Below are 20,231 nucleotides of genomic sequence, written 5' to 3'. Positions count from 1 at the left end.
CTACAAGGCGATCACCCAGTCAAAACCCAGATTTTGTAAGGCTTCGGGGGTTGGTGATCGTACTTTTTGTGAGAAATGCGGGTTTAAGGGATTCGATCAGGGAATCATGATAACTATCACTGACTGGCATTTTCTCGCCTCCTATAATCTTGCCAATATTTTTGGGCTATTTCAATGTCTTTAGCTTGCGTTTTTTTATCTCCTCCACACAGGAGTAAGATAATCGTTGTCCCGATTTGTCCAAAGTAAATGCGATAACCGGAACCATAGAGCCGCCATGTTTTAACTATAGCAGTTAGTCAGATTTAACGGTTTTATTGTAAAATAGGAGAGCCTCGGTTTAGGCGATTTCTCTAAGACTATATGGGGAAGATCCCCTGCATCCCAAGTTTGGGGGTTCTGAATTGAAAGCTCTCTTATGCGGCATAATAAAGAAAAAATGACTGAAACTGTCACCCTAGAACTGCCTGAAGCCTTAGCCGAACAAGCTAAACAAATTGCAGCACTTACTCATCGACGATTAGAAGAAATCTTAGTCGAATGGATTGACTACGCTATCAGCGAACTCTCCATCGAATCTTTGCCAGATAACCAAATTTTAGCCCTCTGTGACCTGCAAATGGAAGCTGAACAGCAAGAGTTATTCAGTAGTCTTTTAGCCCAGAATCAAGAAGGAGAACTTAATCAAGCTGGAGTCAACCAACTAGATACACTGATGCAGGTTTACCGGCGCGGTTTAATTTATAAAGCTCGTGCTTTAAAAGTAGCAGTTGAACGAGGTTTGCGCCCTCCTCTAAGGGAATAGATGGCACGTCCCTACATCCCTATCGAAGTTGAACGTCGGGTTCGAGTTACTGCGCGTAACCGTTGCGGTTATTGCTTGAGTCCTCAGCATTTAGTGATGGCTCGTTTGGAGATCGAACACATCATTCCCCTTGCTAAAAAAGGTAGTAATAATGAGTCTAACTTATGGTTAGCTTGTCCCCTGTACAATCGCTACAAAAGCGACAAAACGACAGGTATTGACCCAGAAACAGGCGAAACAGTCCTACTATTTAATCCATCTACTCAAATTTGGTCGGAACATTTCCGATGGGCTGAAGATGGTATAGTAATTGTAGGACTTACACCGATTGGTAGAGCAACTGTTAGTGTACTTCATCTCAGTGACGATCCAGATGCTTTGGTAGTTCGTAGCTATTGGGTACAAGCAGGCTGGCATCCTCCCAATGATTGAGAAAAAATGGCAGGCTTTCCCTTCCTAAATTCTGACTTCATAAGACTATGGCTTCTTTCTCTAAACAAGATAAAGCACAAGGGTGAGCGCCAATTTTAGAGGGGGAGATATTGGACACAATTCATGCAGTCTTGAGGTTCACAAACTTGAGCAATCAATTCTAAGTCGCGGATACAATTTCCTACAGTAACATCTTGCTGATGAGCAAAAATAACGCCAGTAAAATAGATTCCTTGAGCTTGAAAGCGGTTTGCAAGCACTAAGAAATCCTCATCTTGAGTGAAGATAACTCGTTGAAGTTCAGTCGCCCGTTCTAAAATAATGGGATCGGCTTTTCCTGTATAATTGTCTTCTTGTACAGTTATAACGTCTATACCCCGCTGGCGCAATCCAATGGTAATCGATTTATGAATATGTTCGTCCATGTAGAAAGCGAGCGTCATGGCAACAATCCCATTGCCGCTAGTTTTTTAGCAATAGGAGATTCCCCTGCTTCTCGGCGTAGTTGTTCCGCCAATTGATAGCGCCGTTCCAAATCCCCATCCAATTCCTCTTTATGATCCCAATAATAAGCTAAGGCGGAATAAATTTGACCCATAGTTAAATAGGGATGTTGTTCGTGGAAATTTTCGGGAGACCATCCGTAAGCTTTCATAGGTGTTATTAATTCCACAACTTTCATGGTTGTTCCCGCAATAAAAGGGACGTTGTATTCATCGATTTGGATGTACTTATATTCAGTAGCAGTAAGAGACATAGTTTCTAAGTTAAGGTTTAGTACCTTTGAGTGGACGTTGTCTGCTCCTACGGTAACGGATTTTTGCGCCAAAATACTGAAATCTGCGCCCTACTACCATTAAAAATACACTATCATAAGGCCATAGTGCTGCTGTGTCCTTACTCTCCAGAAGGCTTCCATGTCCCGCATCCCCAAATCCCTCAACCTCGCTACCCTACTGCTGCTACTCGCCTCCGGCGTGTCTATCTTGCCCATTTCTCAACCCGGAATAGTGCCACCTGTCCAAGCGCAAATCAATGAGACGAAAAAAGCTGAAGCGGAAAGGCTATTTAACGAGGGGATGCAACTATTCCAACAAGGTACAGCCGAATCCTAGTTAAAATTATGTCTAAAAGTATTAGCTACCACCCTTTTTTGCTGGACAATCTTGGGAGCATCTCACTTACGTGATAAGTAATTATACTTAGCCTAAAAGCCACTCTTAATCGTGTCTTGGAACGAAATAGAGGCTTTTAAAGACTGCGTACATGGAGAATTAAAACAAGAATTACCCTCGAAAAGCCTATTTTTCCACTAAGTATTTATGCTCATTGCAAAGGTGAGATGCTCCCTGACAATCTTAAAGATCCAAACTATGCGGCTCTTTATCTCGAAACTCACTTAGAAGAAGACGAGTTTGAATGGCTCTTCGGGAATTGTTATGCAAATAATTAACTTAAAATAAAATTCGATGAGAGCGCCTACGCTCAAAAGTAGCTGAAATCCATACAGGGAAGGACTTAAGGCACAAACAGGTTAATACCAAAAGATAGACAATCGAGTTAAGATTTGATATAATAGCCAAAAACGAGATTATTTTACTTATGATACTTGACAAATTTTTGAACCTAGAAGGAACCTGTATTCAAGGCTATCGACACCTAGAAAATATCGGTATAGTTTGACCAGTCGAATCGAAAAATAAAAAAGCAACCTGTCCTCGTTGTGGGTTAGAGAGCGATAAACTCCACCAAAATCATCGACATTTAGTCAAAGATTTACCAATCTCAGGACAACCAGTGTACCTACAGGTTAATCGTCGTCAATTTAAGTGCGGTAATTGTCAGAGACCCTTTAGCGAAGAGTTAGATTTTGTCGCCAAGAAACGAACCTATACGAAAAGACTAGCCGAGAATATACTCGAACAATTAAAAGAAGGAGATATTTTAAATGTTAGCCGAAGAAATAACGTAACGGAAGAAGAGATTCAAAGAATGGTAGAGGACATCGCCGAAGAAATTACAGAGCCAGATTTATCGAAATTAAAAAGGCTAGGAATTGATGAAATCGCTCTAGTCAAAGGACAAAAAAATTACTGTGCGGTTTTAGTAAATTTAGATACGGGAAAACTAATAGCTATTCTAGAGAAGCGAACACAAGAAGAGTTGAGGGAAACGCTTACTGGGTGGGGAAAAGAGGTGTTAGAGCAAATTGAAGAAGTGAGCATAGACCTTTGGTTGCCCTATAAAAATTTGGTGAAAGAATTGATGCCATCGGCCGAGGTAGTCGCCGATAGATTCCATGTAATGAAACAAATTAATCAAGAGTTAGACGAACAGAGAAGAGCGGAAAAAAGAGCCGTAGAAGCGCAGAAAAATAAAAAACAGAAAGCGGAAAAAGAAGCGAAGCTAGAAGTTTTAAAGCGAAGTAAATATAGCCTGTTAAAAAATGAAGAAGATTTAACGGAACCCCAAAAAATTAAACTAGAAGCTATCAAAGAAAAATTCCCAAATTTGAAAAAGATGCAGAAATTAAAGGAAGAATTCAGAAAGATTTATGAAACCTCAAAGAATCCGACAGAGGGACTGCTATCCATCTCGGAATGGTTGGCAAAATCCTCCAGTGTTTTTACCAAGAGTTGTCAAACAATCCGAAACTGGTTTGGAGAAATCATTAGTTATTTCGAGCGAAGGACAACGAATGGGGTGGTCGAGGGAATCAACAATAAACTTAAACTAATAAAACGGAGAGGCTATGGCTTGAGAAACTTTCGGAATTTTTGGGTTAGAAGTATGTTATCTTGGCATCTTGTATGTTGATTTAGCATAAAGGGTAACGAAGAGCCGTTTGAATTCGACCCCGAATTACTGAAAATGGCTTTGAGGAATGTTCTGGAAGCTCTTGGGGATTCTCATTTAACCGCAGAACAAATTAAAATTTATGAGCAATTTCTCGATAAATTATTAACAATGCCAGCAGGAATAGGAATTTATAATTTAGGGCTTTGGCTGAAGGCTTTGGGATTAAAACTAGCTGTAACAGTTGATAAAGAGGGGAAGAATGTTGTTGAAAACTTGCCTAGTTTGAATGGAGATAACAAAGAAAAATATGAGGGAGTTTTAACGAAAGTCCCAGATGTAGAAACAGAAAACAGTAGGGGCGAAGCATTCGGGCAATAACCTATCGCTGAAACCGTAGATTTATTATCCGAATGCTTCGCCCTTACCCCGAATTTTTCTCTATCACCCTCAATCCTAAGTAGTCGTGCAAAATAAATTTCCTAGTGAAGAAAGGCAAAAGGCAAAAGGCAAAAGGCAAGGGGGGGGTTAGATATGTGTAATTAATTTTGCTTAGGTACTTATACTAAATCCGTTGAGTACAGGCTAGTTATGAGGAGAGGCAAAAGGCAAGAGGCAAAAGGCAAAGGGGAATAAATAATCAGTTTTTAATAACCAGATTTAGTATTATTGCTGTTTAAATAGAGATAACAAAGAAAAATATGAGGGAGTTTTAACAAAAGTCCCAGATCTATAACCAGAAAGTAGAATAAACGGCTCTTCTGGTTTCTGTGTGGAAACGAGGTATATACTGATAGAATATCCGCAAAATAGTCTTAAAAGTCTTGTCCAGTAAGCATTTCACGATTCCATAAGCAAAAATTATCACACAAAGCCGAGAAGAGCCAATAAACTAAATATCCTTTCTTAAACCATGCTCAAATCCCTCAACCTCGCTACCCTACTGCTGCTACTCGCCTCCGGCGTGTCTATCTTGCCCATTTCTCAACCCGGAATAGTGCCACCTGTCCAAGCGCAAACCAATGAGACGAAAAAAGCTGAAGCGGAAAGGCTATTTAACGAGGGGATGCAACTATTCCAACAAGGGACAGCCGAATCCTATCAACAGGCAATAATTAAATGGGAACAAGCTTTACCTCTGTGGCGTAATCTGGGAGATAAAGCACAGGAAGCTTTGATAAACTTGCAATTGGGTAGAGTTTATAGTCGTTTAGGATTCAAACCCAAAGCCCTGGAATACTTTAACCAAGCCTTACCTATCTATCAATCCCTAAAAGACCGCAAGGGGGAAGCCACTACTCTCAATAATATTGGTGCTGTCTATGATGCTTTAGGGGAGAAACAAAAGGCTTTAGACTATTACCAACAGGCTTTACCCTTAAGGCGGGCGGTGGGAGATCGCGCAGGGGAAGCCACTACTCTCAATAATATTGGTGGTGTCTATGATGATTTAGGGGAGAAACAAAAGGCATTAGACTATTACCAACAGGCATTACCCTTATCGCGGGCGGTGGGCGATCGCGCAGGGGAAGCCACTACTCTCAATAATATTGGTGGTGTCTATTCAGATTTAGGGGAGAAACAAAAGGCATTAGACTATTACCAACAGGCATTACCCTTATTGCGAGCGGTGGGCGATCGCGCAGGGGAAGCCACTACTCTCAATAATATTGGTGGTGTCTATTCAGATTTAGGGGAGAAACAAAAGGCATTAGACTATTACCAACAGGCATTACCCTTATCCCGGGCGGTGGGCGATCGCGCAGGGGAAGCCACTACTCTCAATAATATTGGTCCTGTCTATTCTGCTTTAGGGGAGAAACAAAAGGCATTAGACTATTACCAACAGGCTTTACCCTTATCGCGGGCGGTGGGAGATCGCGCAGGGGAAGCAGTAACCTTAGACAATATTGGTTACTTATTGCAACAACAAAACCAACCCCAACTAGGGATTATCTTCTACAAACAATCGGTTAACGTCTATGAAACTCTCAGGGGCGATATTAAAGGACTCCCCAAAGAATTGCAACAAACCTACACCGAAACTGTTGCTGATACCTACCGCCGTTTAGCTGACTTGCTGCTGCAACAAGACCGCATTCTGGAAGCGCAACGGGTGTTAGATTTGTTAAAAGTACAGGAATTAGACGATTATTTGCGGGGAGTGCGCGGTAATACAAATACAGAACAGGGAGTTCCTAAACTACCGCCAGAACAAAAAATAGACGAGGGAATTGAGGCAATTCTTAATAAAGCAGTAGAAATTGGCCAAGAAATCAGCCGACTGCAAGAACGACAAAAACTCAACGGCAAACTAACTCCCTCAGAAGAACAACGCCTCCTCCAACTCTGGAAACAACAGGAACAAATTGTCGCTGAGTTTAATAAATTTATCGAAAGTCCAGAAGTTTTAGCCTTAATTAACCAACTCAAACCCCAAACCCGTTCCGCCGATCTCCTGAATAATTTAGACAATTTAATTGGCTTATCTGATAATCTCAAAAAACTCCAACAAAATGCCGTCCTTATCTACCCAATTATCTTTGATGACCGCTTAGAAATCATCCTCACCACTGCTGATTCTACTCCCGTCCGCCACACCGTAAAAGTCAGCAAAAAAGAACTAAACGAAACTATTCGCGCTTTCCGGGAAGCCTTACAATATCCTAATCTGGATGCCAAAAAGCCAGCCCAACAGCTTTATGAATGGCTGATTAAACCCCTAGAAAATAACCTAAAAACTGCCGATGCAAAAACGATTATTTATGCTCCTGACGGACAACTGCGCTACATTCCTCTGTCGGCTTTATACGACGGCAAACAGTGGTTAATTGAACGCTACCGCATTAATAATATTACGGCAGCATCTCTGACTGATTTTAATACCAAACCCGAACCGAAAATGCAAATTTTAGCGGCGGCTTTTGTCAAGGGCAGCTATCAGTTTCGACATGAAGGACAAGACTTCAGATTTAATGGGTTGCCTTTTGCGGGTATAGAGGTAGATAAATTAGCACAGACCGTTTCTCCTACTACTAAATACTTCGATAAAGACTTCAATCAAACAATTATTCCCCTACTGGATAGCTATACTGTCGTCCATTTTGCCACCCATGCAGCCTTTGTGGTGGGAACCCCAGAACAGTCTTTTGTTCTTTTTGGAGATGGGACAGTTGTGACTCTACAAACAATGAAAAACTGGCGGTTTAAAAATATTGATTTAATTGTTTTGAGTGCTTGCGAGACAGGTTTAGGGGGTAATTACGGCACAGGAATCGAAATTTTAGGGTTAGGATATCGACTACAAACCGCAGGCGCAAGGGCAGTTATTGCCTCTTTATGGAGTGTTGACGATGGCGGTACACAAGCTTTGATGAATGCTTTTTATGCTGCTTTGAGGACGGGTAAATTGAGTAAAGCAGCGGCATTACAACAGGCACAAATTGCCTTGATTACCAGTAATAACCCAACCAATGAGCAGCGGCGTGGTAGTATTAGAATAGAACCTATTGAAGGAGTGCCATCGGACGTAGCAAACCGCCTCAGCCATCCCCGTTACTGGGCGCCTTTTATTCTCATTGGCAATGGATTATAATCAGTTAAGTAAGTAGGCGTTAAAAATTATCATATACCCCCCTTATCAAGGGTAGATCCCCCCGCCTATCGGCACCCCCCTTATCAAGGGTAGATCCCCCCGCCTATCGGCACCCCCCTTATCAAGGGTAGATCCCCCCGCCTATCGGCACCCCCCTTATCAAGGGGGGCAGGGGGGATCAAACCTAAAATCCATTTTTAATTTAATTATAACCAGCTACTTATCAGTTAAATCCTGCTCAAAAATGCTATGATCAGTTTGTAGTTGCGCTTTAGTACCCCACTCTCAAGAACAATTCTCAATCATGACAGTCCAAGATATTACAATTGCCAAAATTCGTCAACTTCCAGAGTCATTAGTTGAAGAAGTGAATGACTTTATTGATTTCCTTACCTTAAAGTACAATCAGCAGTTTTCTGATTTCGTAGAAATCGCAGAATCTGATTTTTCAGATTATTTGTCAAATCTAGAAGATTATGAGGAAAAATTAGCTCGTGGCGAAATCAAATGGTAGCGTTATTCGTGGTGATGTGGTTTTGTGCGACCTCAACCCCGTCATTGGCACAGAACAGTCAGGAATTAGACCTGTAATCATCATACAAATTGATCGAGCTAATGGCGTAAGTCCTCATACTATTATTGTGCCATTAACCACTAAAATCCGGCGCAAACTACTTGATTCTCATGTTTTTATTCCAGAAGGTATAGCAGGTTTAAGTCAAGATTCAGTAGCACTGTGCGAGCAAATTAGAGTCATAGATAAGTCAAGAATTATTCGAGTTATGGGACATTTAGACAATCCTTATCTCGAAGAATTAGAAACAGCGTTAAGAACAATTCTAGGTTTACTTTAAGAAAATCACTATTCTAAGTATTCTAAGCCTATGTCTAATTCATCTCTAGAACAAGACCTAAAAACTTATAGTTATTTCAAATAAGAACGAGACACTAGGCGACACAATAAGTACGAATAATTTCATCAAGGGGTGTCCCCACAGGAGCATACATTCTTGCCCTCTTTAATGCACTAAAATCATGTTCGATATCATTTAAATCAGGAGAGTATTTTGGCAAAAACACGACCTGATGACCTGCTTCCTCTACCAGTTGTTTAATGACTGTCTTCCGATGAATTGGTGCATTATCCATAATTAATACTGATGTTATGGTTAGAGAGGGCAACAAATATAAAGATAACCACCCTTCAAAACCTTCGGCATTCAGGCTTCTCGTAAATACCATCGGTGCAATAAAGTCTTTTTTTCCCTTTCTTCTACCAGCGACAAGGTTCTCTCTTTTTCCTCGTTTTCCTTGTCTATCTCCAAAGACTTTCTTCCCTTTTTTTGACCAAGCATAAAAACAGGCTTGAAATTCTTCAAACCCTGACTCATCAATAAATACAAGGCTTTCACTTCCATATATTTTAATCAATTCTCTCAGCACTCTGTAGTATTTCATTCTTTCTTCTCGGTTTCTTTCTCTATAACGAAGTTCCTTCTTTTTTCTGGTAACTTTCATGTTTTTTAAGGCATAGCAAATGGCACTTGGTCTCACTCCAAATTTCTCGGCTCTGTCTCTTAATCTTGCCTCGGGATTTTCTTGGACATCTTTTGACAGTGCTTTCCAGTCCAGCTTTCTCTGACGGTGTTTTACCTTTGTTGCTTCCAGTTTTTCCCTACCTAGCCATCTATATATCGTCGCTCTTCCTATATTAAATAGAGCGGCGGCTTTGGTTATGCTTCCCCCATTCTCTACATAATCGATTACTTTTTTTCTCAAGTCTAGGCTATAAGACATTTTTCTGTATGGGTTGCTCGTTTCTCTTGATTTTACCTTATTTTTCCCTCGTCTCACACTTATTTGAAATGACTATATCAAGATTTGATCGCCATTCTCCAAGAGCATACTACACCAACAGAAGCCGAAATTCTTAATATTTTACTAGCCCGCGATCGCATTCAAACTAAGCTAACAGAAATCTATTTAATTACTGATAATATCCTAAATATTCTCCAAGAATTAGACAACATTCTTAGGAAAAAACAAGCCACAATCGCCCCAACAATCGCCCAATTACGTCCCAATTTTAATCCCGATACTAAAAATTGGTGGTGGCTACTTGAAGTCCCTAAAATTGATTCTCCTTGGCATAAATACGATTTATTGGCAAATGGAGCTTCTGTTACTTTCTTGACAATTTCTTTAGGATTAATTGGTGAAATTGGCTCGCGGTTTCTTTCAGGGGGAAGCGATATTTTGGGAGGTGTTTTAGTCAGTTTTCAAAGTATATTAACCTTACTTGCCGCAGGAGGAATCTTAACTAAAACTGGACAAGAAACTGGAAAAAACTTACTGACACGCTTTGGGATTCAAGAACAATACTGGCAGGAAATTGGCGCTGGTTTATCTTTTTTATTAATGCTGAGTATTTGGGGATTAAGACTCTCTTTACCAACTGTAGCCACCTGGTATAATCATTGGGGTTGGAGTCATTATGAAAAGGGAGATTTGAGCAGTGCAGAAGAAGATTATCAACGAGCTTTGTCTTTAAATCCAGATGACGCTGAGGCACATTTTAACGGCTCTTCGTTACTTGGTATGGTTCGATAGGGGGGCATAAATTGACTAAATCCTTATCTGGCAAAAGACTTAATTGATGAGTTCGCTTTAGATCAAAAACAATTGACAAAAATCGCTAAACGCCTTTCTATATAAGGGTTCCATCCCTTATAACCCCCGTCCATTGCATAACAATTACCGAAGAGCCATTTTAACTTAGGATTACTCTACGAAGAATTACAGGATTTTGCTTCAGCTAGAAAAGAATATATATTAGCTATACAAGGGGGTAACACTACCGCTATTAATAATCTAGCTCGATTACATATTCTCAATAAAAATTATCCTGCTGCTGTTCACCTCTTACTTAAAGCCCAATCTGAGGCAAAATTAGATCAAGAAACCCAATTTGCTATCTGGAAAAATTTAGGTTGGGCAAGGCTAAAACAAGGAGATATTCCAGGGGCAGAAACAGCTTTATCAGAAGCGATTAAATTAGATAAAAATAGTGCTGCCCCTCATTGTTTACTAGCGCAGGTAAGAGAAGCCCAAAATAACCAAACAGAGGCCTTAAAAGAATGGGAAACCTGTAATCAATACACTAACAGCTTAAATCCTGACGAAGATAGCTGGAGAATACAAGCACAACAATGTCTAGCAAACCGGGAGAAACAAAAATGCTCACCAAAACCCAACTCATCCTATTAGGATTAACCACAGGAATGCTGACCCTATTTTTAGAAAGTGCTAAAGGGATAGCCTTGCCTGCTAGAATTGAATCAACAACTGGTATCGTCAAGCTAAAAAGACAAAATTGGACTGAATTTAAACCCGTTTCTATTAATACAGAATTAAACAAAGGCGATCAAATTTTTCCTCTTCAGGGTGTTAGGGTGACAGTATTATGTCCCGATTTACAACAACGCCCAGTTAGTTCAGGTGTACCCTCTGGACTAAAGACAATTTGCCCCATCTGGGAAGCGTTAAAAGCCAAAAATCCCCCACCCCCGGGTTCTTTAGGGGGAACAAATGCACTCATTCCCTATCTCATTTCACCCCGTCACACCCTGATACTGACAGATACCCCCATTTTGCGCTGGAATGAAGTTTCCCGAACGAGATATTACACAATAAAAGTTATGGATTCACAGGGGATTATCTGGGAAAAGCAAGTTTCTCAAACCCAAATTTCCTATCCCGGAACACCAGTTTTTCAGCCTGGTATTCCTTATTCTGTGACAATTCAAACCGATGGGGGACAGTCTTCCGAGCAAGATAAAGCTTCTAAAATAGAATTCATCAGGTTACATTCCTCAGAAGTTGCAACTATACAGGCCGAAGTTAATAAAATAGAACAATTAAATATAAATAAGCAAACTAAAGCATTAATATTAGCCGATTTTTATGGAACTTATACCCTACCGACTTCAACTTTTAATAACTATGTTTTATCCTCCAAATCCCTAGCAACTTATCATCTTACCAGTGAAGCGATCACTATTCTAGAAACTACCATCAAACAGGGTCAAAATTCAGCCATTATCGAGAGAAACTTAGCTGACTTGTACTGGCAAATTGGCCTAGCTAATCTAGCTACCAATCATTATCTGAAGGCGATAAAATTAGCTCAGATACCAGAACAATTAGAAGAAAAAACCTTGGCTCAATTTGGTTTAGGAGAAGTTTATGCCGCTTTAGGAGATAATAATCAAGCCAAGATTTGGTATAGTAAAGCTAGAGAAGGTTATCTAGCTTTAGGCGATTCTGCAAGGGCTAACTTTGTGATTCAATTAATAGAAAGCTTGCCTTAAGTTAAAAAAAGAGTAGTCTAGCTGTTGCGGGTTTTGTCTTGAGCCAACTTCTCGGGTTGTCGCCCCAAGTCGGGGTATCCAAGAAGACTGGCACCCCAGGAGCATCAGCTAACAGAGCTTGTAAGTAGGTAGGCGTTAAAAATTATCAGATGACTCCCTTATTAAGGGGGATCCCCCCGCCTATCGGCACCCCCCTTATCAAGGGGGGCAGGGGGGATCGGCACCCCCCTTATTAAGGGGGGCAGGGGGGGATCGAACCTAAAATCCATTTTTAATTTAATTATAACCAGCTACTTAGCCGCTTGTTATCACCCTTCCAGAAGTCCAGGAAGAGCGATAACCCGAAACTCTCGGCAACGGACAAAACCCTTTCAAGTCGATCAATGGCTAGGTGGGGTGAAGACAATCAAACCCGACAGCAACCCCGAAAATCGTGTCAGAATAGATCAGTGTAGTCACTGATTATCTTTGAGAAAAATATTTATATGTTAGGACGGGACAGCTACGATTTAATCATTGTCGGGGGCGGCATAGTCGGAACCACCCTAGCGGTGGCCTTAAAAAATACAGGATTAAATATCGCTATGATCGAGGAACGTCCCCTAGAGGTGGCCGCCTCCCGTCGTCAAGCTTATGCCCTCTCGCTGATGTCCAGCCGGATTTTTACAGGCTTGGGTATCTGGGATAAAATCTCGCCCAGTATCGGTAAATTTCGTCATATTCGCCTTTCTGATGCCGATTTTCCGATTTTTGTCCCCTTTGTGGTCGATGAGCTAAAAACCGATTATTTGGGCTATGTGGGCGAACATCAAGTGATTTTAACCGCCCTGCACAATGCCAGCCAAGATTGCGATCGCATTGACTGGTTATCCCCTGCCAAAGTGTTAGAAGTGGAGTACGGAGCAGAAACAGCCACTGTCACCCTGGAAGAAGCCGGTCAAACCCGAAAAATCACCACAAAATTAGTCATCGGGGCCGATGGAGCCAGATCCGCTATCCGGCAAGGGGCGCAAATTCAAACCAAAGGTTGGAAATATTGGCAATCCTGTGTCGCTTTCACCATTAAACATCAACTCGATCGCAACGATACCGCCTTTGAAAGATTTTGGCCCACCGGTCCGATGGGCATTTTACCGCTCCAGGGTAATCGCTGTCAGATCGTTTGGACAAATCCCCATGGGGAAGCGAAAAAACTGCAAGAAATGCCCGAAGCGGAATTTATCAAGAAATTAGAGGCATATACGGGGGGATTACTGGGAAAAATAGCATTAGTTAGCCCCCGCACTCTCTTTCCCGTACAGTTAATGCAGAGCGATACCTATGTTAAACCACGACTGGCTTTAATTGGTGATGCCGCTCACTGTTGTCATCCCGTCGGTGGTCAAGGTTTAAATTTAGGCATTCGCGACGCAGCCGCTTTAGCGCAGGTATTAAAGGAAGCAGTAGAAAAGCAAGAAGATATAGGAGCGCTTTCTACCCTAAAATCCTACGAAAAATGGCGTAGATCGGAGAATTTAGCGATTTTAGGCTTCACAGATTTTCTAGATCGCCTGTTCTCCAATAACTGGCCACCTATCGTTGTCATCCGTCGTCTCGGATTGGCAATTATGCGCGGTTTCCCCCCGTTGAAATTGTTTGCCCTGCAATTAATGACGGGATTAAAAGGACGTATTCCCCAATTAGCTAGGACTTGCTGAATAAATCTAAAAACCTTATTGGGTAAGACCTTTAGACTTTTTGTCAATCAAAAAGTACCAGATATGGGAGTGATCGGGGGGAAATTTAGGCACTTTTTCCCTGAAAATTAGGTAATTGGCCACGGCGGTTCGACAAGCTCACCGTCCACTCGACTGAGCTTCGCCGAACGTCCTCAAAACTGGTAAAACTCTACACCCTACACCCCACACCCCACACCCCACACCCCACACCCCACACCCTGTCCCCACGAACAACTTTTTGCCGCAAACCCTAGCTAGATAGCTGGCCGCTAATTCCGGGGATGGGGGAGAAAGGAAGAAAAAAAAGCTTGCAAAATGCTGCGATTATCGCTATGATAGTTAAGGTTCAATATCGGGGCGTAGCGCAGCTTGGTAGCGCACTACTTTGGGGTAGTAGGGGTCGTGGGTTCGAATCCCGCCGCTCCGATTGCAGAAAAACAGAGAGTCAGGTAGGGATGCGGCCAATCCCTACTTTGTTCTGTTTACTCGGAATTTTCTTAATTTATCAGCGTTTCTGATCAAGTTAGTTCACCATTAAGATCACTGCTTTAGTAGAAAATGTCTTATCAAGTATCAGCTTACGGTTCCTGGAAATCACCGATTACCTCCGATCTAATTGTGGCAGAATCGATTAGTCTTGGTGGTGTAACTGTAGATGGAGAAGATATTTATTGGTTAGAAGGCAGACCACAGGAAAAGGGGCGAAATGTTTTAGTTAAATTAAACCCCGACGGCACAACCACAGACATCACCCCAGCACCTTTTAATGTGCGAACTCGTGTCCATGAATACGGGGGAGGTTCCTATCTAATTGTTGCCGGAATTATCTATTTTTGTAATTTTGCTGACCAAAGAATTTATCGCCAAACTGCCGATAGTTTACCCCAACCTCTGACCCCAGAAAATTCCTGTCGTTATGCGGATTTAATTCTCGATGAATTTCGCAATCGTTTAATCTGTGTTTGTGAAGATCATAGCCAAAAAGATCGAGAACCAGTTAATAGTATTGTCAGCATCGATGTGGATACAGGAAACATAGAAACTTTAGTATCAGGCGATGATTTTTATACCTCTCCTCGCTTGAGTGCCGACGGTTCTCGATTAGCTTGGATTAGTTGGAATCATCCTAATATGCCCTGGGATAGTTCTTTTCTCTGGGTGGCCGATATTAATCATCTTTATTTGAGTAATATTCGGGTCATTGCTGGTGGTGAAAATGAGTCAGTATGTGAACCGCGCTGGTCCGCCGATCAACAGTTATATTTTACCAGCGATCGCAATGATTTCTGGAACTTTTATTGCTTTAAACACGATGAACAAATCGAACCAGTTATCGAACCAATTGATGCTGAATTTGCCTACCCTCATTGGGTTTTTGGTTTATCTAACTACGGCTTTGCTGGGGAATCCCAGATTATTTGTAGCTATACAAAAAATGGTCGTTGGTATTTAGGAAGTATCGATACTGTTAATCGAGAATTCCAAGAAATTATCACTGCTGATACTAACATTTCTTCCCTACAAGTTAGCGATAACAAAATAGTTTTTATTGGCGGTTCTTTCAGGGAAGTAACGGCGGTTGTCTCAATGGATTTAGCCACAGGAACGAGAGAAATTCTCAAATCTTCCAGTAATTTAACTATTTCTAGCGATTATTTCTCGATTCCGGAAATGCTCGCTTTTCCCACCAGTAAGGGACTAACGGCCTATGCTTGGTATTATCCCCCCAAAAACCCCGATTATACCGCCCCCAATGGCGAATTACCGCCCCTTTTAGTCAAAAGTCACGGTGGACCGACGGCTGCGGCCACCTCTAGTTTAAGTCTGCGGGTGCAATACTGGACCAGTCGCGGCTTTGGCTATCTAGATGTCAATTATGGCGGTAGTACGGGTTATGGTCGTCAATATCGTCAGCGTTTGCAGGGAAATTGGGGAATTGTCGATGTGGAAGACTGCATCAACGGGGCAAAATATTTGGTTAATCAGGGATTAGTCGATGGGGAAAGATTGGCAATTTCTGGAGGCAGCGCCGGTGGTTATACAACTTTAGCGGCCTTAACTTTTCATGATACTTTTAAAGCAGGAGCTAGTTATTACGGAGTTAGTGATTTAGAGGTTTTAGCCAACGATACCCATAAATTCGAGTCGAGATATTTAGATAAATTGGTGGGACTTTATCCTCAAGAAAAGGAAATTTACTATCAGCGATCGCCTATTCATTTTACCGCTCAGTTATCCTGTCCAGTGATCTTTTTCCAAGGTTTAGAAGACCGAGTGGTTCCACCCAATCAAGCGGAAATGATGGTACAAGCTTTAAAAGCAAAAGGTTTACCCGTCGCTTACGTTCCCTTTGCGGGAGAACAACACGGATTTCGTCAAGCTGAATCGATAAAACGAGCATTAGATGCAGAATTTTATTTTTATTCCCGTCTCTTTGGTTTTACTCCTGCTGATAATTTAGAACCCGTAGAAATTAAGTAATCATGCCAAATTAATTTCCTAGGTTCGAGAGGCGCTGAGGCCAATTCAAGTCTGAATTGCATCACTGTCTGAGGCGAATTACCATTGTTGCACAAGTAATTATATTTTCTAGATTGTTATAGTTAGGACTTGCTGAATAAATCTAAAAACCTTGCTGGATAAGACTTTTAGACTTTTTGTCAATCCAAAAGTACCGGCCGTGGGAGTGAGCGGGGGGAAAATTCAGGTACTTTTTCCCTGAAAATTAGGTAATTGAGCAGATGAAAATCGGTAAAACCCTACACCCCACACCCCACACCCCACACCCTGCCCCCACCGAAAAACTTTTTGCCGCAAACCCTAAATATCTACAGATTTGACCGTTGGGCGGGTCTAGGCTTAACCATAGTCTCTGTCTCGGTTTCAGGCTTTTCTTCTCATTTTAACTCTCTTAGATTGATGAAAGAGAGATAAGTTGTGTTGAGAAATGTGTAGAGTTGCGGCCGACCCTTGACTGGAACCTAAGCTCTCGTGATAACTTGTATAGGAGTTATCGACAAGACACCATCAGCTAGACAGACCCTTCCAGTTTCTCTATGTTTCATCCTAACCAATCGGAAACCCGTGAAGATATCCGCGAGTATGTAGCTCAACTACAGCTTCACATGGCTTTACAAGCTCGTAATCTCGTGCCTAGTCTGACTAATACTAGCGATAGTCGCGAGAAACTGCTGCAGGATACCCAAGCAACCATCGAAAAAATCGTTTCCCGTCATTTCTAGTTGACCGATTTTACGCAAGTAATCTCTTTGAACCAAGAATCCCCGTCGCTTTAGTGCGGGGATTGTCAACGCCCTAGTATTAAGGGGGGATCAAGGTAGGGTTGATTCATGAATCAACCCTACTATGAATCAACCCCCCGACGTCGGGGGGGTTGCCTTTTGCCTCTCCTCATAACTAGCCTTTACTCAAGGGATTTAGTATAATATCATTGGTAATGGTAACGATAATTCTTTGCAGCTTCGCACCTTGAAACTCGTAAGGAATCTCGTGTTTATATTGAGTTAGGAAGTTAGGAGTATGATTTGATAAAGTTCTTATAATATCGACATTTTGTTCGATGTTATTAATATACAGTTTCATCTTATCTATTGTGCTGTTACCCAACTTTTCATCGGAAGGGGCGATTATCTTTGGTTTGGCAAATTCAACTTTGAGTGTCACCTCGCTACTAAGACGAGGAAGATCACAAGTGATCTTCTGTTGTTGTCCTAACCAGTTATAGACATAACATAGTTTTCCCTGATAGATGTAGAAACTATGTCCACCAAAACATCCGCCGTGCGCCATCAGAACACCTTGTAAGTCCCCTTTAGCGTTGGAGAAATCAATAGTTGCTTCGATGGCATAGAAACGAGTGCTAATATTAGGGGCAACAGCTTCGGAAATTTCTGATCCCCCTGGATGATAGGTATAGCTAAATGTGGTATATTGTGGGTGATCAGAAAATGCTGGGGGACGTAATTGCGGAATTTCTCCACCCAATACCGCAGACCCAGAGCAATCTTCAAGTGGCATATATTGTTTAGCCATCGAAATCTCCTTAGTAATTGATAACGGAAAAAAGTGAGAGATTTAGCTGGAATTACACTGATGGACAAAATTAACAAACCAACTCTGCTTTAACTCATACTACTCAGTCTTCTATGCTAAGATGATCCAAAAAACGCAAGTTTTTAAATTGATGGGCAAAAAAATTTTAACTTTACTCAATAACCAAATAGTTATATATAGATGTTTATTTTTGACAATAAAACCAATATTTTAATTAATTCTCAGGAATTAACCTTTAAAAGTGAATATGTTTGTGACTTTTCTCGCTATTTTCAGAATCGAGAATTTCTCAACGTAGATGCTTTACAACTCAGTGGTGATCATTTTGAAGGGTATCTTTCAAGGATCATCATCGATGAAGTGATGTTAGAATTATCGCAACGTAATTGTTTAACGAATGTTGCGGGAGTAATCCATTCTAAAATGTGGGTTTTTGCGATTCCTGTTCAGGTGAATTCTGTCTTCTTCCAAAATTTGTATCCATTAGAAAATAACTATCTGGGGATTATCCCCCCTAAATCAGAAATTTCCGTTTTTCAACATCCTTTTTCCAATCGTTTTCAGCTTTACGTTCATGATAATTATCTGCAACAATTGTGCCAAACTTTAGAGCTACCAGAAGCGAAAAAGTTTTTAAATTCTTCCGCTTCTTCTATTGTGATTTGCCCATCGGAAAAAATTCGTCATCTCCAACAATCTTGTCATCAACTTTATCAAATGCTATTTAATTTAGATCGTCAACAAATATCTGGGCAAAGAAAAGCATTAAGATTAAATTTTGTCAAGCAAAAATTAAAAGAAGAAATTGTCAAAGATTTTCTTTTGACTTTAGCAGTAACCAAAGATATTAAAACTCCTAAAAACACTATCAGACGCACCTCTATTCTCAAAAAAGCAGAAGAAATGATGAGAAAAAATCTGCGTTCTGATCTTACTATTCCAGCGATTTGTCAAGACTTAAAAGTAAGTCAACGCACCTTAGAATATATATTTAAAGACTTCTATCAAATGTCTCCTTACAATTATTTTAAATTGCTTCGTCTTAATGCTCTACATCAATCTCTTAACCAAAATAATCAGACAAAATTAATTTATGAAATTGCTGAAGAATTAGGTTTTTTTCACCGAGGATATCTGGCCTCTGATTATAAAAAACTGTTTGGTTACTTCCCCTCTAAAACCTAAAAAAATAGTAGGTGTAGGAATTAGGATTATTGTTAGATTTATCTGCCTTATTTTACCATTTTTTACGTCCTTCCCCTTGGATGATCAGCTACTCTTGATAATTAAGCTTCTTGCTTAAGTTGCCACCTATGAAAGCTTCCGTGCATAATGTGACGTGGTGAACATTTTTCACCCAAAGACTCAGAGAGCCATCTTTTCTTGATTAGGTAAAAATTTCCCGACTGTCTCCTCAATTCTAGTCTCAACTTTACCATCGCTCTTGGGAATCTTATCTTTAGAATGACTGCCTAGCTAAACGGCTGCAGCTCTCTTCGGTTTGGTGGGTAAAATGTATTCTAAGATACAGTCCTGCTGGGGAGGGAGTGGAAGGAACCACTCCAGACACAGAGGACACAAAGATTGATCGCTTCTATAGTAAGTTAAACTGATCACACAGAACCTAGAAGAGCCACGGCTGCCCATTTATTGACTTAAATCTATAATATGCCAGCAATTTTTTTTATGATTAACCACTTGATAAAGTGGCCACTGCTGTGGTATTAATTTAGGATAGGAAGTTTTCGGGAGTCAGTCGTCGGTCGTTCATACCAAATTAGCCTACACTTCATCTTGATAAGAAAGGCTAGATTTTTTGCAGCTTCTTAGGGAAATTATGACCACTAATCCTCTTAACTCGCTCATTTTAGAGCAGATTAGTCATATCTGTGAGCAATACTCGATCGAAAGTCGTATTCTCGAAGATTTTGCCGATTTTGTCATCAAAAACCACCGTAAAAAGTCTCCCAAACCATCGTTAACTAAATCAAAAACTACAGCCACCACCACCACAAGCTCAAAAGTTAAACCTTTAACTCTAACGCAACTTAAACAGGCAGTTTATGCCTATTTTGAGGTTAACAATACCACAGAACTAAAAAAATCGAGTATGTTTCAAATGGCTACTAGAGCCTTTGATAACATCAATTTATCTCAGCGAGAAAGTTGGGAGGTTATCTACAGGAAATATATCGGTATTCTTCCCGAAGAAGATTACGAACAGGGGAAAGATTGTATCAACGGTATCAATATTTTTAAATATTTTCGTCCCTATCGTGTTTTCGATCTTGATCCAAATACTGCCAGCAAGGAAGACATTAAAAATGCCTATTATCGTCTTTCTAAGATCTATCATCCCGATAACCAAGAAACAGGAAACTCTCACATCTTTGATCGTTTGACTGTGATGTATAAATCTATCACCACGGAGATAAAATAAT

19 protein-coding genes, 1 tRNA gene and 1 pseudogene are annotated in these 20,231 nt (G+C 40.8%); 17 read left to right on the top strand and 4 right to left on the bottom strand.

What is annotated here, in order from left to right; translation table 11 throughout:
- The first annotated feature begins 418 nt into the window (after positions 1-418).
- Both MAE_RS10815 and MAE_RS10810 read left to right on the top strand, forming a co-directional pair.
- Positions 419-805 carry a hypothetical protein gene (locus tag MAE_RS10815; RefSeq protein WP_012265604.1) on the top strand — a complete coding sequence of 129 codons (387 nt, stop codon included), beginning with the start codon at positions 419-421 and terminating at the stop codon, positions 803-805.
- Positions 806-1,237, top strand: a complete 432-nt coding sequence (locus MAE_RS10810; protein WP_012265603.1) for an HNH endonuclease — start codon at positions 806-808, stop codon at positions 1,235-1,237.
- 95 nt (positions 1,238-1,332) lie between these two features.
- On the opposite strand, the gene MAE_RS10805 is transcribed toward MAE_RS10810, so the two are convergent.
- Both MAE_RS10805 and MAE_RS10800 read right to left on the bottom strand, forming a co-directional pair.
- Positions 1,333-1,662 (bottom strand): DUF5615 family PIN-like protein, encoded by a 330-nt coding sequence (locus MAE_RS10805; protein ID WP_231859763.1) that lies wholly within the window; start codon positions 1,660-1,662, stop codon positions 1,333-1,335.
- 14 nt (positions 1,663-1,676) lie between these two features.
- Positions 1,677-1,994, bottom strand: coding sequence for a DUF433 domain-containing protein (locus MAE_RS10800; protein ID WP_012265601.1), 318 nt, complete (start codon positions 1,992-1,994; stop codon positions 1,677-1,679).
- A 160-nt stretch (positions 1,995-2,154) separates the two neighbouring features.
- Here MAE_RS10800 and MAE_RS10795 point away from each other — a divergent pair, with 160 nt between their 5' ends.
- The 6 genes and pseudogenes from MAE_RS10795 (at position 2,155) to MAE_RS10770 (ending at position 8,482) form a co-directional block, all read left to right on the top strand.
- Positions 2,155-2,352 (top strand): hypothetical protein, encoded by a 198-nt coding sequence (locus MAE_RS10795; RefSeq protein WP_012265600.1) that lies wholly within the window; start codon positions 2,155-2,157, stop codon positions 2,350-2,352.
- A 487-nt stretch (positions 2,353-2,839) separates the two neighbouring features.
- A pseudogene (locus tag MAE_RS10790) lies at positions 2,840-4,054 on the top strand (ISL3 family transposase).
- 54 nt (positions 4,055-4,108) lie between these two features.
- On the top strand, positions 4,109-4,414 hold the full coding sequence (locus tag MAE_RS10785; protein ID WP_012265597.1) for a hypothetical protein: 306 nt from the start codon (positions 4,109-4,111) through the stop codon (positions 4,412-4,414).
- A 532-nt stretch (positions 4,415-4,946) separates the two neighbouring features.
- Positions 4,947-7,628 (top strand): CHAT domain-containing protein, encoded by a 2,682-nt coding sequence (locus tag MAE_RS10780; protein ID WP_012265596.1) that lies wholly within the window; start codon positions 4,947-4,949, stop codon positions 7,626-7,628.
- 304 nt (positions 7,629-7,932) lie between these two features.
- Positions 7,933-8,142: a DUF2281 domain-containing protein gene (locus MAE_RS10775; protein ID WP_002789196.1), complete on the top strand. Its 210-nt coding sequence runs from the start codon at positions 7,933-7,935 to the stop codon at positions 8,140-8,142.
- A complete protein-coding gene (locus tag MAE_RS10770; RefSeq protein ID WP_041804033.1) occupies positions 8,123-8,482 on the top strand; it encodes a type II toxin-antitoxin system PemK/MazF family toxin in 360 nt (119 codons plus the stop codon). The genes MAE_RS10775 and MAE_RS10770 overlap by 20 nt, the downstream gene beginning before the upstream one ends.
- Positions 8,483-8,576: 94 nt before the next feature.
- On the opposite strand, the gene MAE_RS29305 is transcribed toward MAE_RS10770, so the two are convergent.
- Complete coding sequence (locus tag MAE_RS29305; protein ID WP_012264307.1) at positions 8,577-9,425, bottom strand: IS630-like element ISMae21 family transposase; 849 nt, start codon at positions 9,423-9,425, stop codon at positions 8,577-8,579.
- Between the two features lie 84 nt (positions 9,426-9,509).
- On the opposite strand from MAE_RS29305, the gene MAE_RS10760 reads away from it, so the two are divergent.
- The 7 genes from MAE_RS10760 (at position 9,510) to MAE_RS10730 (ending at position 16,958) form a co-directional block, all read left to right on the top strand.
- Positions 9,510-10,238, top strand: a complete 729-nt coding sequence (locus MAE_RS10760) for a tetratricopeptide repeat protein (RefSeq protein ID WP_041804031.1) — start codon at positions 9,510-9,512, stop codon at positions 10,236-10,238.
- A gap of 219 nt (positions 10,239-10,457) precedes the next feature.
- On the top strand, positions 10,458-10,895 hold the full coding sequence (locus MAE_RS36400) for a tetratricopeptide repeat protein (RefSeq protein ID WP_080507086.1): 438 nt from the start codon (positions 10,458-10,460) through the stop codon (positions 10,893-10,895).
- Positions 10,865-11,998, top strand: coding sequence for a tetratricopeptide repeat protein (locus MAE_RS10750; RefSeq protein WP_148204741.1), 1,134 nt, complete (start codon positions 10,865-10,867; stop codon positions 11,996-11,998). The genes MAE_RS36400 and MAE_RS10750 overlap by 31 nt, the downstream gene beginning before the upstream one ends.
- Positions 11,999-12,483: 485 nt before the next feature.
- Complete coding sequence (locus tag MAE_RS10745; RefSeq protein WP_012265591.1) at positions 12,484-13,695, top strand: FAD-dependent hydroxylase; 1,212 nt, start codon at positions 12,484-12,486, stop codon at positions 13,693-13,695.
- A gap of 374 nt (positions 13,696-14,069) precedes the next feature.
- Positions 14,070-14,143: transfer RNA gene (locus MAE_RS10740), tRNA-Pro, on the top strand.
- A 131-nt stretch (positions 14,144-14,274) separates the two neighbouring features.
- Positions 14,275-16,197, top strand: coding sequence for a S9 family peptidase (locus tag MAE_RS10735; protein WP_012265590.1), 1,923 nt, complete (start codon positions 14,275-14,277; stop codon positions 16,195-16,197).
- Between the two features lie 575 nt (positions 16,198-16,772).
- A complete protein-coding gene (locus MAE_RS10730) occupies positions 16,773-16,958 on the top strand; it encodes a hypothetical protein (RefSeq protein WP_002759041.1) in 186 nt (61 codons plus the stop codon).
- Between the two features lie 175 nt (positions 16,959-17,133).
- On the opposite strand, the gene MAE_RS10725 is transcribed toward MAE_RS10730, so the two are convergent.
- Entirely contained in the window at positions 17,134-17,769 is a 636-nt protein-coding gene (locus tag MAE_RS10725) for a hypothetical protein (protein WP_041804027.1), read from the bottom strand.
- A gap of 201 nt (positions 17,770-17,970) precedes the next feature.
- Here MAE_RS10725 and MAE_RS10720 point away from each other — a divergent pair, with 201 nt between their 5' ends.
- Together MAE_RS10720 and MAE_RS36040 are read left to right on the top strand one after the other, a co-directional pair.
- The gene (locus MAE_RS10720; RefSeq protein ID WP_012265587.1) at positions 17,971-18,975 is read left to right on the top strand and encodes a helix-turn-helix domain-containing protein; all 1,005 of its coding nucleotides are present in this window, start codon (positions 17,971-17,973) and stop codon (positions 18,973-18,975) included.
- 652 nt (positions 18,976-19,627) lie between these two features.
- On the top strand, positions 19,628-20,230 hold the full coding sequence (locus tag MAE_RS36040) for a J domain-containing protein (protein WP_012265584.1): 603 nt from the start codon (positions 19,628-19,630) through the stop codon (positions 20,228-20,230).
- The last annotated feature ends 1 nt before the right edge of the window (position 20,231 follow it).

Source organism: Microcystis aeruginosa NIES-843, assembly GCF_000010625.1.
Lineage (GTDB): Bacteria > Cyanobacteriota > Cyanobacteriia > Cyanobacteriales > Microcystaceae > Microcystis > Microcystis aeruginosa.
This window is presented reverse-complemented; position numbering and strand designations above follow the sequence as displayed.

Bases quoted from the DNA above. Each gene is read 5' to 3' on its own strand.
- MAE_RS29305 (WP_012264307.1), bottom strand. From the start codon at position 9,425: ATGTCTTATAGCCTAGACTTGAGAAAAAAAGTAATCGATTATGTAGAG.
- MAE_RS10780 (WP_012265596.1), top strand. From the start codon at position 4,947: ATGCTCAAATCCCTCAACCTCGCTACCCTACTGCTGCTACTCGCCTCC.
- MAE_RS10795 (WP_012265600.1), top strand. From the start codon at position 2,155: ATGTCCCGCATCCCCAAATCCCTCAACCTCGCTACCCTACTGCTGCTA.
- MAE_RS10815 (WP_012265604.1), top strand. From the start codon at position 419: ATGCGGCATAATAAAGAAAAAATGACTGAAACTGTCACCCTAGAACTG.
- MAE_RS10805 (WP_231859763.1), bottom strand. From the start codon at position 1,662: ATGGACGAACATATTCATAAATCGATTACCATTGGATTGCGCCAGCGG.
- MAE_RS10750 (WP_148204741.1), top strand. From the start codon at position 10,865: ATGCTCACCAAAACCCAACTCATCCTATTAGGATTAACCACAGGAATG.
- MAE_RS10745 (WP_012265591.1), top strand. From the start codon at position 12,484: ATGTTAGGACGGGACAGCTACGATTTAATCATTGTCGGGGGCGGCATA.
- MAE_RS10800 (WP_012265601.1), bottom strand. From the start codon at position 1,994: ATGTCTCTTACTGCTACTGAATATAAGTACATCCAAATCGATGAATAC.
- MAE_RS10775 (WP_002789196.1), top strand. From the start codon at position 7,933: ATGACAGTCCAAGATATTACAATTGCCAAAATTCGTCAACTTCCAGAG.
- MAE_RS36040 (WP_012265584.1), top strand. From the start codon at position 19,628: ATGACCACTAATCCTCTTAACTCGCTCATTTTAGAGCAGATTAGTCAT.
- MAE_RS10730 (WP_002759041.1), top strand. From the start codon at position 16,773: ATGTTTCATCCTAACCAATCGGAAACCCGTGAAGATATCCGCGAGTAT.
- MAE_RS10810 (WP_012265603.1), top strand. From the start codon at position 806: ATGGCACGTCCCTACATCCCTATCGAAGTTGAACGTCGGGTTCGAGTT.
- MAE_RS10785 (WP_012265597.1), top strand. From the start codon at position 4,109: ATGGCTTTGAGGAATGTTCTGGAAGCTCTTGGGGATTCTCATTTAACC.
- MAE_RS10720 (WP_012265587.1), top strand. From the start codon at position 17,971: ATGTTTATTTTTGACAATAAAACCAATATTTTAATTAATTCTCAGGAA.
- MAE_RS10725 (WP_041804027.1), bottom strand. From the start codon at position 17,769: ATGGCTAAACAATATATGCCACTTGAAGATTGCTCTGGGTCTGCGGTA.
- MAE_RS10735 (WP_012265590.1), top strand. From the start codon at position 14,275: ATGTCTTATCAAGTATCAGCTTACGGTTCCTGGAAATCACCGATTACC.